A 12,678-nucleotide genomic window follows, 5' to 3' on the forward strand; every position below is an offset into this window, starting at 1 on the left:
TTTAATTTTCTCCAAAAATTCGCTGTGAAATGGCATCTGCAAACTGACTCTGACGCGGGATGCCAAACCAGCTGCACAGTTTCATAAAACGATGATCGCTCAGGCTGTCGCCCAGACCAATTACGGGGAAGACTCCGCGTTCAGCCCGAAGTTTTTCAAGAAGCCATCTGACTGCCAGCCCTTTCTCAACCGCGGTGGGAAGCCAGGCCACGTTATTACTGTTGCGGTGGATGTAGAAGCCCTCGGTCGGAAACACCGTTTCTATCTCATCTGCAATGGCATTGAGCTCGTCAAGGCGGGTGCTGTCGCGGTGCTTCATCACCATATAAACCGCCGTTTCACCGTATTCGAAGTTCAGCCTTGCCCAGGCATTGATCCCTTTTGCGTCCATCATTTCAGTGATCAGACGCTGCATCGATGTCAGCTTTTCCTGATAGGGAGCCAGCTGGCCGAGCATATGGGCCTTCCACTCCTCGTCGGGTTTGCCTTCTGGCGTGAGAATGACGGCCCCGTGAGTGGTGATTGCCCAGGAGTGGAAAGTGATCCGTACGCGGCTGATTTCTTCAGTTCCCCGTGCGGTAACGGGTATGAGTTCAGCCTGCTCCAGGAGCCAGTCCACCAACATGGACTGTTCTTCCGTCATAAAGCTTCGTGGATTCAGGGTGCGATCAACGGCACCGGTACGGAATGGCTCCAGGGCCAGCTCGTCCACCATTTTACGACGGGTCTGAAAGAGCGTGTCGTCAAGGTCGCTCAGAACAACGGGTTTATTCATAGGTAACAATCTCCACGACGGCCGCAACCTCAGCCAGCGCCTTAAGAAGCTGCGTGTCAATACTTTCTGCGGGTGTCTCAGTACACACAAGAATGCGGTCAAACTGCTGGTGGGCGACGTTATAGACAAAATTGGGGATGCCCAGCCCGTAGTTATCCGTAAAGGAAATGGCGGACTCAATGGCATAACCAACGGCGATAGGGGAGCGGGTGGTCGATCCATAAAATGCCTGTGCTCCGGCAGCTTCGAGCCGTTCAGCAAGCAGGAACGGCTCCCAGACGAATTCCCCGGTCCCGAGAACCAGAATACGTTCCCCCTTGTGGACGGAGACCTCATGGCCGAGATCGGCCGCAGGTGCGAGCATCCCCAGTCGGCCCCAGGACTGTTTTCCCTGGATGTCCCATTCTCCTCGTGAAGTTACGTTGACTTTCGGCATGTCCGGGACAGGTGCATCAGGTAATGGGGTCCATCCCCACTTACCGCTTACAAGAGAAACCGAAGTGACTGGTAAGGTGCTGCGCTCGGACAAGGCTTTGCCACTCCAGTCGGTAAGCGTAACGGCTATAACCTGTTCAATATGTTGAAGCTTGCCGGTATTACGCAGGGCTGAAAGCAGGTTAATAAAGGTATTACCGGTGGTTGCCTCGTCATCAATCAAAACCAGCGTTCGTGCGTTGGTAACACGACGTCTTTTCTCTTCATCATCTGGCAGATAGATCAGATGATCGGTGGCGTGGCTGTGTTCTTCCTTGAACTCGCAAAGCAACGTGCCATCAACCGGGTGACGGGTAGAGGTCAGATAGACAGATTCAGGATGCTGGTGGCGCACTTCATCAAATACACCGGCCCCAAGCCCAACGGCGGTTTCAGCCATACCGATAAACAGTACGGGTCCTGTCAGTGTCGAGGGGAACTGGCTGGCAAGCTGTCTGTAGGCCTGCCGCATGACTGAGGGTGGCACGGGAATGTGCCTGCCGAGTACTTTGCTGACAAACAGAAAGGCGCGTTTCGGGTTACGTCTTTCAGCGATGTCAAACAGGTCATCGAGCGAAACTTCACCCTGGTCGCGGGTTACCTGAATCGTACCGCATGAGAGGGTACGGCGATAAATCATATCTTCGAGGATATCAGACATAAATACGCCTTAATTCAGAAGGTTAGAGAGTGATTCCGGGTATGCAATTACATCCGTAATGGATCTCACCGCAACCGGAGAAAAGGTGTTTTTAGCGCTCTGGCGCACCATATCTTCAGACATCAGACCGAGCTTAAAGGCAGCAAATAACCCAGGAAGGTTCACCCCGCTGTGAAGGGTATAACCCACCCCCCCTGACGGACGCATGTTGGTTTCAAGCAGCACCGGGTTGCCATTCACATCGTTTCGCGTCTGAACATTCACCAGCCCGTCGGCCTTCATAACCCTGGCGCAGTCACACGCCAGTTCCCAGGCGCTTCCTTCGTTTACCAGATACTGGATAACCCCTTCCTTACGGCGTCCCACGGCTGCGAGTATTTCGCCCTTATCCGCGAGGATATCGACGGAAAATTCCGGGCCTGGCAGGTACGGCATCAAAACAAGGGGTTTAAACGACTCAGCAGCTGATGCTGCTGCAATATACTGTTGCGGACTGACCAGACGATGTTCGGGATGATTAAAGACGGCCATAGGCGAAGCACTGTCATCAAAGCGCCAGAATCCCATGCCATAGATACCCGTCACCGGCTTCACGCATACCGGGCTGTCAGTGAACGGCGGGGCCGCGAGGTGTGTTTTTAATTCTGCCAGCGTATTCACCCGCCAGGATGGTACGACCGGGAGACCCTTTTGCTCCATAAACTGAGCAAAAGTAACTTTTTCGTCAGCCAGAGTTAACCAGTCGACGCCCGTTGCACCGGTAGTAAGGGTGGCACCGGTCGATTCAATGGCTGAACGGTGTTCTTCAAACCACTGGCTGTTACGGCCAGTATGAATATGGTGGATGCCGTAGGACTGAATGGTTTCCTGGATAAACTGAAGACGTTTTTGAGGATCTTCAGGTTCAGTCAAAGAATAGTCGGCAACGGAAAGGATTTCATTTCTTTCGTTACGGTGGGAGGCAAAAACGGTAATGGCAAAATTATTTTTTTTTGCAAATGATTTTACCCCCTGAATAATATCTCGCTGGGAGGATAAACCTTCCATAAACCAAATTTTCTTGTTCATTTTTTTTAATTATCCGGAACGCCATGCAAATTTATGATTGAGAAGTGAGTCTATGAGTGTCTAAGCTACATGTCAATCATAATATGATTTATAACTCCTGTGGTTATGGAGTGCGTCAGGTTTTTTGGATTCCTGATAACACATTGATATTTAAATTAAACTTAGAAAATTAACACCCTGAAAAGGATTTCTTTTTGTGTTTTTACAGAAAACTACCAAAATTTCCCTTGTCAGAGAACTTCATCATGATATGATTTTCTTCGTCAGTTACTAAATATACCTTTGATTGTCTCGGTCATTACCATTTTAAGGAATAAAACATGGTTTCATTAGTTAAGAACCAGACGGTATCACTCAGCAAAGAATCATCTGCATTAAGCCAGCTTCATTTCGGTCTCGGTTGGGATCCGGTTAAGAAAAAAGGTCTTCTTGGAGGATTGTTTGGAGGCAACGACTCAATCGATCTCGATGCTGGCTGCGTATTAATGGACAGCACCGGTAAAACAATTGACACCATCTGGTTCCGCAAACTGGAATCCACCTGCGGCGCTGTTGTGCACAGTGGCGATAACCTGACCGGTGAAGGTGACGGTGACGATGAGGTGATTAATGTCAACCTCTCCCGACTGCCTGCAAACGTTGAATACCTGGCGTTTACGGTAAACAGCTTCCGTGGTCAGTCGTTCAATGACGTCGAAAACGCGTTCTGCCGCGTTGTCGATCAAACCGGCAAAGAGCTGGCTCGCTACAAGCTGACTGAGCAGGGCTCACATACCGGGATCGTTATTTCTTCGCTGCGCCGTAATAACGGCAACTGGGACTTTACCGCCCTTGGCCATGCCTGTCGCGGCCGCACAATTGACGATATGCACTCCGATATCGTTTCAGCGGTTATTCGCTAATGAACCTGACGCCGGGGGGCAATGCCCCCGTTCCAGCCCAGGAGTTGCGGGTCCGGATCACCTCGGGCGGCCAGGTGGATGCTTCGGCGTTTCGCCTGTATGCCGACGGGAAGGTGCAGGGTGATGCGGACATGGTGTTTTATGGTCAGCCACGTAACGATGATGGTACCGTCAGCCTGGTCAGTGAAGGCCAGTACTCAACCTTTACTGTCGCGCTCAACCGGCTGAAACCTGATGTCCAGAAAATTGCGTTCACCGTGACCTGTGACGGTGGGCAGACGGTGTCCGGTCTTCGTAATCTTTCCATCGACGTGGAGCAAGGGGCTACCGGCCTGGTTAGCGGCAGTGTCGAACTGAGCGGCCGTCAGGAAGCAGCCTTAATTCTGGGTGAATTTTACCGTCGTAATAATGACTGGAAATTCCGCTTCGTTGCGCAGGGGTTCAACGGTGGACTTAAACCGCTGGCAGAGCATTTCGGCGTAAATATTGCCGACGAACCGGCTCCCGCAGCCCCGACTCCTCCGGTTGTAACCCCTCCGCCAGTTGAGACAAAAATCAGCCTGAGCAAGGTATCGCTGACAAAAGAGAAGCCTGCAATCAGCCTGACCAAACGGGATAACTTCGGTGAAATCCGGATCAACCTGAACTGGCACCGGGGCAGCGGCAAATCAGGCTTTGCAGGCATGTTCGGCTCCAAAGGAATCGACCTGGATCTGGGGGCCTTTGTTGAGCTTCAGGACGGGTATAAATCGGTCATTCAGGCGCTCGGTAATGCATTCGGTGATTATCGCGATGAACCGTATGTTCAGCTCAAGGGCGATGACCGGACGGGTGATGTATCAGACGGCGAGTGGCTGCATATCAATGGACGTGAATGGAAGCATATCCGCGAAGTGCTGATTTACGCCTTTATTTATGAAGGTGTTCCCAGCTGGGACAAGACTGATGGTGTGGTCACCATTCATGTGCCGGATCAACCGCCCATTGAGACCCGCCTGACCGAAGGTGAAAACCGTCGCACATTGTGCGCCATTGCCAGACTCGTAAACGAAAACGGCGCAATTAAAGTCGAGCGAATTAACCAGTACTTCAAAGGCCAGGACGAAATGGACCGGGCATTTGGCTGGGGATTTCGCTGGAGCGCCGGTTCTAAATAACACAGCAACAAAGGAAACAGGTATGAGCTTTTTCGACAAAGTTAAAGGTGCCATTAACTCAGGCCGTGACGAACTGACCCGCCAGGTTGGCCGTTTCAAAAACAAAAAATTCATGCAGGGCACCGTTGCTGTATGTGCCCGTATTGCCGTATCGAGTGACGGCGTAAGTTCGGAAGAAAAGCAGAAAATGATGGGCTTTCTGCGCTCTTCAGAAGAGCTGAAGGTCTTCGATACCAATGAGGTGATTGAGTTCTTCAATAAACTGGTTTCAAGCTTCGATTTCGATGTTGAAATCGGCAAGGGCGAAACCATGAAATACATCCTGGCGCTGAAAGATCAGCCTGAGGCCGCTCAGCTGGCCTTACGTGTTGGTATTGCCGTTGCGAAAAGTGACGGTAACTTCGATCAGGACGAGAAACTGGCCTCCCGCGAGATCGCTATCGCGTTGGGCTTCGACCCGGCTGAATTTGGCCTCTGATCCACATCCCTAAGGGTAAAATATGGTTTCCACACACATCGGCTTCCCGACTGAAACGGTCATTGTTTTTATTGCGCTTTCAGTCGGTGCCATCTTTATTGACCTGTTTATGCACCGTGATGACAAGCCTATTTCGCTGAAGAGTGCGGCGCTCTGGTCCGTATTCTGGGTTGTGGTTGCGATGGCATTTGCCGGTTTCCTCTATATCCACCACGGTGCTGAGGTTGCCAGTCTGTTTGTCACGGGTTATGCGCTGGAGAAAGTGCTGTCGGTCGATAACCTGTTCGTCATGATGGCCATCTTCTCCTGGTTCGCCGTTCCGGATCGTTATCGCCACCGTGTTCTCTACTGGGGGATCATTGGTGCCATTGTCTTCAGGGGCATCTTTGTCGCCATCGGTACGAGCCTGCTGAGTCTGGGGCCGTATGTTGAAGTTGTCTTCGCTATTATCGTTGCCTGGACAGCGGTCATGATGCTTAAAAGCGGTGATGACGATGATGAAATTGAGGATTACTCCCAGCATCTGGCTTACCGCATGGTTAAACGCTTCTTCCCTATCTGGCCGAAGCTCAGAGGGCATGCCTTCCTGCTTAACCAGAAGGAAGTGGATGCTGAACTGGCGAAACCAGAAAACAGCGATGTCACCATTGGCCGTGGTAAAAAAGCGGCGCTGTATGCGACCCCGCTGTTCCTGTGTGTGGCTGTGGTTGAACTCTCGGACGTAATGTTCGCGTTTGACTCGGTACCGGCAATCATTGCCGTCAGTCGTGAACCGCTTATCGTCTATAGTGCCATGATGTTTGCTATCCTGGGCCTGCGTACTCTGTACTTTGTCCTTGAGGCACTGAAACAGTACCTGGTTCATCTGGAGAAGGCCGTTATCGTGCTGCTGTTCTTCATCGCGGCAAAACTCGGCCTGAATGCGACCGATCACATCTGGCATCATGGTTACAGCATCGCGGCAACAACCAGCCTGTATGTTGTACTGGGTGTACTGGCGCTGGGCATTCTCGCAAGCGTCATGTTCCCGGGCAAACCTGAATCTGAGGAAAAGGGGAGTTAATCCCCTTAAGTGTTAACCTGAACAATTACTAATCGAAGAGGTTATTTTATGAGTGTTTCTCTTTCCAAAGGCGGGAACGTCTCCCTAAGTAAAGCAGCTCCGTCAATGAAAAACGTCCTGGTGGGCCTTGGCTGGGATGCGCGTTCAACAGACGGTCAGGACTTTGACCTGGATGCTTCAGCATTCCTGCTGGCCTCAAACGGCAAAGTGCGCGGCGATTCAGATTTCATCTTCTATAACAACCTGACGTCATCCGACGGTTCCGTAACGCACACCGGCGATAACCGCACCGGTGAGGGCGATGGTGATGATGAATCGCTGAAAATTAAACTGGACGCCGTCCCGTCTGAAGTTGACAAGATCATCTTCGTTGTGACCATCCACGATGCTCAGGCTCGTCGCCAGAGCTTTGGTCAGGTATCCGGTGCGTTTATTCGTCTGGTTAATGACGATAACCAGACTGAAGTTGCTCGCTACGATCTGACCGAAGATGCGTCCACTGAGACTGCCATGCTGTTCGGCGAGCTGTATCGCCACAATGGTGAGTGGAAATTCCGCGCAGTAGGTCAGGGTTATGCTGGTGGTCTGGCATCTGTATGTGCTCAGTACGGCATTAACGCGTCCTGATCAAAAAGTAACTTTTCTACCCGGGGCTGTTAATGCAGCCCTCATTCAACTGTTTGCAGGAGCTAAAAATGGCAGTTTCTCTCGTAAAAGGCGGCAATGTATCTCTGACCAAAGAAGCACCAACCATGAATGTTGCTATGGTTGGCCTAGGCTGGGATGCCCGTGTAACCGATGGTCAGGGTTTTGACCTGGACGCTTCCGTGTTCGCAGTAGGCGAAGACGGTAAAGTGTTGTCAGATGCGCATTTCATTTTCTTCAATAACAAAACCAGCCCTGATGGCGCGGTAGAGCACCAGGGCGACAACCGTACCGGTGAAGGCGACGGCGACGATGAGCAGGTCAAAATCGATCTGACCAAAGTCTCAGCAGATATCAAAAAACTGGTGTTTGCCGTTACCATCTATGATGCAGAAGCGCGTAAACAAAACTTCGGCATGGTGAGCAACAGCTTCATGCGCGTTTACAACAACGACAACGGCACGGAAATTGCCCGTTTCGATCTGTCTGAAGATGCCTCAACCGAAACCGCTATGGTCTTCGGTGAACTGTATCGTCATGGCGCTGAGTGGAAGTTTAAAGCTGTCGGTCAGGGCTTTGCCGGTGGCCTGGCGGCTCTTGCCTCCCAGCACGGCGTTAACATCTAAAATAACGCTGAATCATACCCCGGCAATGCCGGGGTTTTTTTTGGTTGCGATCCGCTATCAGGAGGGGGGGGGCAGAAAGGGTTCGGGAATCTCAGAAAGCAGAGAGATGTTAATTCTGACGTGAGCCTTTTAAAGGCAGGAAACGGATTTTTCTCTGGTTGCTGGTTAAAGCCTGTATTCCGTGCCTTATATCAACAGCATGCCCCTCTGATATATGTTACGTTTGCGACTTATGAAGGCACGGGTTCTGGAAGATAAAATACCCGACCAATGGAAATTCCAATTCAACAGGTATAGAAACTTCAACGTGATGAAATATGGTGTCACACCATATATACGCCTCACCAGAAATCCAGCGTCCTGAACTAAGCCAGGGGAACCTATATAAACGCTGCGCTTTAAAATAATCAAAAATCAGGAGAGTTAATGTGAATCTACAATCCGGACAAAACATACCACTTCAGCAATCTGCGATCAGGCTGAATCTTCAGTACCCTACCAAATCCGGCTTTAAAGGCGAACCCGATACCTGCCTGTTCCTGCTTAATGCTCAGGGAAAGGTCAGCGGCGATTCTGACTTTATCTTTTACAATAATCTGTCTTCTCCTGAAGGGGCAGTAAAGCTCGTTACCGGTTCTCAGCAGTCCAGCATTGAGATAGCACTGGATCGTGTTCCTGCGAACATCAGTAAAATTGCAATCACAGTTGTCATTGATGGTGAAGATACCATCAGTGGGCTCAGTTCGTTGAGCATGCAGGCTCAAGGAATCGCTGAGTTCCAGGCTGAGACTCAGGGCCGCAGTGAGAAAGCAATTATCCTGGGTGAAGTATATCGGCACAATGGCGCCTGGAAGCTTCGTGCGCTCGGGCAGGGTTTCAACGGTGGTCTTGAGCCTCTGGCCATTAGCTATGGCGTTGATGTCGCACAGCCAGCTCCGCAGCCAGCAAAGCCTGCTCGTATCAGTCTGGAAAAGAAACTGGAAACCAGATCTCCGCGCCTTGTAAGCCTCGCTAAAAAAGCCTCGGTCAGTCTTACTAAAAATAAACTGGACACCCTTGAGGCAGCGGTTGCATTTGTACTTGACGCATCCGGCTCAATGAGTGGCCAGTTCAGTAAGGGTAACGTTCAGTCTGTGCTGGACCGCATCGCCGTTCTTGCCGCCCAGTTCGACGACGACGGTGAAATGGATGTCTGGGGATTTGGAGAGAAGCATAAGAAGTATCCAAACGTCACACTGGACAACCTGGACACATATATTCAGTCCATTCGCGGGGCTGGAAAGCGTTCAGCCTGGGAGAACCTGCCGGGCCTCGGAGGGACAAACAACGAGCCTCCTGTGATGGAAGAAATAGTCGACTACTTTAAGGACTCGAAAATCCCGGTGTATGTTGTATTTATTACCGATGGCGGGATCAGCAAGACCCGGGCGATTAAAGATGCAATCCGGCGTTCTGCCAACTACCCCATCTTCTGGAAGTTTGTCGGCCTGGGTGGTTCAAGCTACGGTATCCTCAAAAATCTGGATGACTTTACTGACCGCCGGGTTGATAACACCCACTTCTTTGCCATGGATGATTTCGGTTCGATTAGCGATGAAAAGTTATATGATAATCTACTGGAAGAATTCAGACCGTGGATCGATGAAACAAAAAGGTTAGGCATCCTTTAATACGCACAGTTTGAGCTTGGTTGAATGAGCTCTACAGCAGCTTAATACTGTAGAGCCTTTGTTCATTGGAAATCGTACAGGGAGGCGCATATGGACCGCATCAAGTACCTGAAATGGATAGCTGAAGAATCACCAAGTACGGCTCAGCAGCTGGTGGCCTGGTTAAACAGAGCAAGGCACTATACGCCCGACATGAAAGAGCATCAGGCAGGTGTACAGATTCAAGAAAAGGGGATTGTTGTAGGGCTTAGACAAAGTACTAATCGTTATCATGGAGATTGTCTGACCATACATGTGGTACGGCTTCCGGAAGAAATACAAAACAAGGGATGGTTTAAGTCTTTTCTGAAGCTTTGCTGTGAATCGAATCCCTGGTGCGATGTTGTAATAGAAGACGTGAAAAACCCATATTTATTAAGCTTTTGTAAGAAACTAAACTTTACTGTATTAGATGAATTTTACCCGAATACTTACATAGTAAACACAGATGCCATTATGAGTTTACCTATCCCACCCTTAGGGAGATACGAAACCTATCTTTATTAAACCTGCGAACCTTTACCGGTTGCGTGGGGAGCGGATGGACTTCGGCTAAAGAAAAATCACATCGTCTATTTTGACCAGAAAAAGCTAATCTGCTTGATGTAATGCAGAAACGCATTACATTAATATCTTCTCCCAACAATCACCTGAACAATTCCCTGATTGCTTTTCACCTCATACCAGTGCTGGCTCATAGTTAGTCCTTAAGCAAATTTGTTATCGGAATAAAGAACGAAGCCAGCCTCATCGAGGCGCATAACCTTCTTCCCTTAACGCCTGTTGTAATTTTTCAATTGCGCTTTTCATTACCCAGGCTTCTTCGTCACTCACAGCACAGCCACGAAGATCGCTCCAGCTCAGACGTTTAACTAATTGAGCAAGGGCCATAGTTTCATTCTCATCAAGCTGCAAACTCAGTGTCTCAATACCTTCCACTATCTAACCTCCCTTATACTGAAAAATGGCGCTTTATTTCTGACCAGATGCCGAAGCCTTGAATGCGGCCGGAACTGCCGTTGTTTCTACTTTACAGAAATGGAATTAAAAAGTGGTGGTGCTGGGCACGTTTCTTTTCCAGTCGGGGTTTAAGCCAGAGCCGAAACTCATTCAACTTCTCAGCAGCCAAAACCGCTTCAACGGGGAAAACTTTATATTTACCCTGCTGCTGAGGTTCACCCAACCATCGCCTGATGGCTCCGTCAGTCCATAAACGAGTCTCTTTGAGCCTGGTTACAGTGACCCATTTCCTGGACCATTCATCAAATTGTCGCTGGCGATCCCGATAACGTTGTTCTTCCTGCTGACGAAGCCAGTCGCGATCAACAGCGAATTTTCGGTATCCAACAAAGAGCCCTTGTACTTTGGCCATGACAACATTCCGGTTTGCTTAGAACTGTTCAGACAGACATGTCAGGGATAAAGCTGAAGAAAAAGGTACAACGAAGAATAACCAAGACATAGGCCTGCCGGGTAAGTGGTGCGGTGCACAGGACTGTCGGAAAGTACGCTCAGAGAGGGTCGTTTAAGCATGATGCACCACCGCCAGCCAGCCTTAATAATGGTAATGTACCACTGGGTTACCAGACAGACCAGTAACGCATCAAACATAAAACTGTTTTTTAAAAAACGTCAGGAACGTAGCCTGACCTTTTAACCAGTGGTGTAAAAAACATACAGATTGCTCTGAGGTATGAGGTTCAGCAACTAGCCTTGTCGACGCAGAAACATTAAGTAATCAATAGCAGCTATCGCAAACAATGGTGAAAACCACCACGTGCTTTTCAACAAGCCAAGCGGCAGAAAGAGTACAGTTGCCATCGAATAAACAAAAACACGAACCATACCATCTGTAATAAACATAGGCTATTTGCAATCTGAGGTTGGATTGTAGATTTTAGTTAGAAATGGATCAAAGTCCGTTTTGTGCAAAACTTGGTTGACAACCCTCTTTTGGAAGATGTGCCGTTTCGTGCAAAAGTTGGTTGGAGGCCAAGATGGCAGAGTTCGTAGGTTCGGCTGCTTCGCAAGCTGATTTCATTTGGAAGAACGCGGAAGACCTGTGGGGGGGGATTTCAAGCATACCGACTTCGGCAAGATCATTTTGCCGTTTACTCTGCTGCGTCGATTGGAGTGCGCACTGGAGTCTACACGGGAAGCATCGCTCGATAGCCAACCAGCCACGATTGAGTTCTTAGAAGCAGAGTTCAGTGTTGATTTCGATGCGCTGCTATCTTGACCGCCAATCAGACCCGCATGGTTCAGGTTTGTGTATGAGAGTCCCCAAATGGCTGTAGTTCTAACCAAAGCCTTGATTGAAGCCGGCCGCGCCGGAAATAGTGGGTACAGAAAAGGCAGTTGCTTGCGCTGGGCGTAAGTTACCCGCCGAAAAGCGGCTGGATCGAACGACTGATCGGCACTGAGGTATCTGACGAGCAGTACGAACGCTTTCTGGGGCACAGCACGAGCAAGCAGGCTGAACAGATCCTACGCGGAGAGCAGCCAGCCAAGGGGCTTCAGTATGCAAAGCGAGCGAAGAAGCTCGCTTCTGAAAGAAAAGCCACAATTGATCTGGATAACGAGCACCTGTCTGAAATCGAAAAGTATCGGTAGCCCTAGACTTTTAGCCGCTGAAGATCTCTTAGATACCATTGGTGAAACTTGCTGAAGTCAGCCTTCTGTTTCTCTACCGTGCTGTTATAGATCGCATCACTGGTAACCGCACAAGCAGTCCAGCCAGCCTCATAGACGAAGCGAGTAGCTATCGGTGACTTCTTCGGGGTGCTATCCCAGCGGTTTTTGAGCCACCGCGCAAGCCCTTCATCAAGAGGGACCACCAGATTTAGCTGCTGTTTTGTGCGAGTGATACCGACATAAAACAGCCGACGTTCCTCCTCGATTTCCTCTTCGGCCGGAGGGGTGTTCATCGATGTGCGAACGCTGTAAACATCATCGGGTTTGCCGCCAGGAAATTCCTGCTCATTCAGCCCGATCAGGGGTCGTCTCAGAAAACGGAATCTATGGTCACTCCCGTTTTTGCAACACCGATTTTGACGACAAGTTGGCTTGCTTGAATCTATCCGGCGTCTGAATGGGATTTTATTCCCGCGCCTTGATGAG

General features: G+C 49.8%; 15 protein-coding genes and 1 pseudogene. 10 read left to right on the forward strand and 6 right to left on the reverse strand.

The features are described 5' to 3' along the window. Position 1: 1 nt before the first annotated feature. Genes DD606_RS09700 through DD606_RS09710 form a run of 3 tightly spaced genes read right to left on the reverse strand, consistent with a single transcriptional unit; the run spans position 2 to position 2,978 of the window. Positions 2-775: a hypothetical protein gene (locus DD606_RS09700; RefSeq protein WP_129258558.1), complete on the reverse strand. Its 774-nt coding sequence runs from the start codon at positions 773-775 to the stop codon at positions 2-4. Beyond that, positions 768-1,910, reverse strand: coding sequence for a phosphoribosyltransferase domain-containing protein (locus DD606_RS09705; RefSeq protein WP_001280115.1), 1,143 nt, complete (start codon positions 1,908-1,910; stop codon positions 768-770). The genes DD606_RS09700 and DD606_RS09705 overlap by 8 nt, the downstream gene beginning before the upstream one ends. A gap of 9 nt (positions 1,911-1,919) precedes the next feature. Beyond that, positions 1,920-2,978, reverse strand: coding sequence for an ATP-grasp domain-containing protein (locus DD606_RS09710; protein ID WP_012695441.1), 1,059 nt, complete (start codon positions 2,976-2,978; stop codon positions 1,920-1,922). A gap of 320 nt (positions 2,979-3,298) precedes the next feature. On the opposite strand from DD606_RS09710, the gene DD606_RS09715 reads away from it, so the two are divergent. From DD606_RS09715 to DD606_RS09755, 8 genes are all read left to right on the forward strand, one after another. Beyond that, positions 3,299-3,880, forward strand: a complete 582-nt coding sequence (locus DD606_RS09715) for a tellurium resistance-associated protein TerZ (RefSeq protein WP_000254137.1) — start codon at positions 3,299-3,301, stop codon at positions 3,878-3,880. Next, positions 3,880-5,037 (forward strand): TerD family protein, encoded by a 1,158-nt coding sequence (locus DD606_RS09720; RefSeq protein ID WP_001054786.1) that lies wholly within the window; start codon positions 3,880-3,882, stop codon positions 5,035-5,037. The genes DD606_RS09715 and DD606_RS09720 overlap by 1 nt, the downstream gene beginning before the upstream one ends. A gap of 22 nt (positions 5,038-5,059) precedes the next feature. Continuing rightward, positions 5,060-5,515: a tellurite resistance TerB family protein gene (locus DD606_RS09725; RefSeq protein ID WP_000007449.1), complete on the forward strand. Its 456-nt coding sequence runs from the start codon at positions 5,060-5,062 to the stop codon at positions 5,513-5,515. 22 nt (positions 5,516-5,537) lie between these two features. Continuing rightward, entirely contained in the window at positions 5,538-6,578 is a 1,041-nt protein-coding gene (gene terC / locus DD606_RS09730) for a tellurium resistance membrane protein TerC (protein ID WP_000255079.1), read from the forward strand. Between the two features lie 48 nt (positions 6,579-6,626). Continuing rightward, entirely contained in the window at positions 6,627-7,205 is a 579-nt protein-coding gene (gene terD / locus DD606_RS09735) for a tellurium resistance membrane protein TerD (protein ID WP_000116680.1), read from the forward strand. A 68-nt stretch (positions 7,206-7,273) separates the two neighbouring features. Then, complete coding sequence (locus tag DD606_RS09740; protein WP_000301247.1) at positions 7,274-7,849, forward strand: TerD family protein; 576 nt, start codon at positions 7,274-7,276, stop codon at positions 7,847-7,849. Between the two features lie 428 nt (positions 7,850-8,277). Beyond that, positions 8,278-9,519 (forward strand): VWA domain-containing protein, encoded by a 1,242-nt coding sequence (locus tag DD606_RS09750; protein ID WP_001053340.1) that lies wholly within the window; start codon positions 8,278-8,280, stop codon positions 9,517-9,519. Positions 9,520-9,609: 90 nt separating this feature from the next. Continuing rightward, positions 9,610-10,065 (forward strand): hypothetical protein, encoded by a 456-nt coding sequence (locus DD606_RS09755; protein WP_000374058.1) that lies wholly within the window; start codon positions 9,610-9,612, stop codon positions 10,063-10,065. Positions 10,066-10,305: 240 nt separating this feature from the next. On the opposite strand, the gene DD606_RS09760 is transcribed toward DD606_RS09755, so the two are convergent. Together DD606_RS09760 and DD606_RS09765 are read right to left on the reverse strand one after the other, a co-directional pair. Beyond that, entirely contained in the window at positions 10,306-10,497 is a 192-nt protein-coding gene (locus tag DD606_RS09760) for a hypothetical protein (protein ID WP_000398479.1), read from the reverse strand. A 91-nt stretch (positions 10,498-10,588) separates the two neighbouring features. Further along, entirely contained in the window at positions 10,589-10,930 is a 342-nt protein-coding gene (locus DD606_RS09765) for a hypothetical protein (protein ID WP_001151572.1), read from the reverse strand. A gap of 625 nt (positions 10,931-11,555) precedes the next feature. On the opposite strand from DD606_RS09765, the pseudogene DD606_RS09770 reads away from it, so the two are divergent. Both DD606_RS09770 and DD606_RS09775 read left to right on the forward strand, forming a co-directional pair. After that, a pseudogene (locus tag DD606_RS09770) lies at positions 11,556-11,791 on the forward strand (type I restriction-modification system subunit M N-terminal domain-containing protein); the annotation flags it as partial. A 125-nt stretch (positions 11,792-11,916) separates the two neighbouring features. Then, entirely contained in the window at positions 11,917-12,171 is a 255-nt protein-coding gene (locus tag DD606_RS09775) for a hypothetical protein (RefSeq protein ID WP_000880375.1), read from the forward strand. Positions 12,172-12,173: 2 nt separating this feature from the next. Here the strand turns inward: DD606_RS09775 and DD606_RS09780 are convergent. Continuing rightward, positions 12,174-12,678: 3'-5' exonuclease (locus tag DD606_RS09780; RefSeq protein ID WP_284700080.1), on the reverse strand; the 505-nt coding region annotated here is incomplete at its 5' end.

It is taken from the genome of Enterobacter cloacae complex sp. GF14B (genome assembly GCF_004136805.1).
GTDB lineage: Bacteria > Pseudomonadota > Gammaproteobacteria > Enterobacterales > Enterobacteriaceae > Enterobacter > Enterobacter hormaechei_C.